The organism is Streptomyces sp. NRRL WC-3549, assembly GCF_000721935.1.
In the GTDB taxonomy this organism is placed as follows: domain Bacteria; phylum Actinomycetota; class Actinomycetes; order Streptomycetales; family Streptomycetaceae; genus Streptomyces.
On sequence record NZ_KL585387.1, the window covers coordinates 61884 to 63773 of the forward strand.

2 protein-coding genes and 1 pseudogene are annotated in these 1890 nt (G+C 73.8%); all 3 read right to left on the bottom strand.

All coding sequences use genetic code 11. From position 1 onward, the window contains the following. Positions 1-260 (bottom strand): annotated as a pseudogene (locus IH13_RS0105570) (futalosine hydrolase); the annotation flags it as partial. A 34-nt stretch (positions 261-294) separates the two neighbouring features. Continuing rightward, on the bottom strand, positions 295-777 hold the full coding sequence (locus IH13_RS0105575) for a hypothetical protein (protein ID WP_031081512.1): 483 nt from the start codon (positions 775-777) through the stop codon (positions 295-297). 27 nt (positions 778-804) lie between these two features. Beyond that, the coding region (locus tag IH13_RS0105580; protein WP_031081513.1) for an MFS transporter at positions 805-1890 on the bottom strand (1086 nt) is incomplete at its 5' end.

The window sequence follows — 1890 nt, forward strand, 5'->3', positions numbered from 1 at the left end:
ACCCCCCCGCCGATACCGGCGGAGACGACGAGGCCGTACGGCTCGTCCTCGCGGGCCCCGGAGCCGGACCGGGACGGGGCCAGGGCGAACGCGGTGGCCGCCGCCGCGGCGGCCGGACCCGCACCGCCCGCGACCACGTCGAAGGGCCCCGCCCGGTGCACCTCGGCACCCGGCACCCTCCGGACCCGCGGCGGTTCCGCGACGGCGCGCGTCACCGCGTCCCGTTCGGCCGGGACGGCGGTCACGACGAGGACCCGCACGGCGAAGCTCCTGGCGAATCGGTGGTTCAGACGGTCAGGAGGACTTCTTGAGCTCGAAGTGCCAGACGCCCGTGAGCTTCTGACCCTGCGTCTCGACGATGCTGACCTGCGTCTTGTCCGCGGTGGTCTCACCGGTCTGGCTGGCGAAGAAGGCGCTGCCGGGGATCGAGCGGTAGGTCTTCTTGTACGGCTCCTGCTCGGCCTGCTGGCCGTTGATGAACAGGGTCCAGCCGTGGTCGGCGATCTCGGGGTCGACGCCGAAGCGGACCTTGTCGTCCATCGCGACGTCCACGACCTTGTCCGCCTTCTTGTTGAGGCAGCCCTCGATCTCGGACTCCTTGAGTGCCTTGCCGTCGTTGTAGCAGGCGGCCTCGGTGCCCACCGAGTTGTCGCCGACCGTCACGGTGGCGAGCGGCGTCGGCTTGTCGCAGGCGGACAGGACAAGGAGTCCCGCGGACACGGCACCGAGAGCGACGCCGATTCGACGGCCCTTACCGGAGAAGAACGCAACGGTCATGCGCCGAAGGTTATCGGTCGGCACCGTTCACGCCACGCGGGGGTGCGGTGAGCCGCGCCGTGCGGCGCCCAGGAGGCCCCGTACGGAGGTGGCCGCGCCGAGCGCGAGGATGCCCGCCGCGACCGACATGCCGGCCACGCCGTTGAGTGGCAGGGCGATGCCGATGGCGCCGCCGAGGACCCAGGAGACCTGGAGCAGGGTCTCGGACCGGGCGAAGGCCGAGGTCCGCACCTCCTCGGGCACGTCCCGCTGGATCATGGCGTCCAGGGACAGCTTCGACAGGGCCTGGGTGAAACCGGCCACCGCCGCCAGCGCGGCGACCAGCACGGTGCTGAAGAACACGGCGGCCAGCACCGCCACGCCGAGCGCGAGCCCCAGCACCGCCGCGACGATCACCTCGGGCCCGCGGGCCCGCAGCCAGGACCCCACCGCCGTACCGATGGCGTTGCCCGCGCCGGCCGCCACGCCGACGATGCCCAGCGACACCGCGGCGCTCTGCCCGCCGAGGGGGTGCTCGCGCAGCAGGAAGGCCAGGAAGAAGATCAGGAAGCCGGAGAGCGCGCGGTGCGCCGCGTTGGCCTGGAGGCCGTGCAGGACGGAGGGCCCGACGGACCGCAGCCCCGGCTTCCCCTTCCCCTTGCTCTTCCCGCCCTTGCCCCAGCGGGTGGTCCACAGGTCGCCGCGGGTGCTGCCCGGGCCCGCGGGCGGCGGGGCCTCACCGCCGCGCGGGACCAGGCGGGCGCGGCGCTCGCCCTTCGCGGAGTCGACCTTGCCCGGCAGGGTGAAGGCGAGGACCGTACCGCCGGCGAAGATCGCGCAGGCGCCGTAGAGCGGCCAGACGGGCCCGAGGGTCTGGAGGCCCGCCCCGATCGGGGCGGCCACCCCCGTCGCCAGCAGCCCTGCCAGGGTGACCCGGGAATTCGCCTTCACCAGGGAGAACCGCGGCGGCAGGAGCCGCGGGACGACGGCGCTGCGCACCACCCCGTACGCCTTGGAGCAGACCAGGACCCCCAGAGCCGCTGGATACAGCTCCAGACCGCCCGTGGCGACCGCGCCGGACATGGTGAGCGCGAGGACCGCCCGGGCGCACATCGCCCCCGCCATCGCGGCACG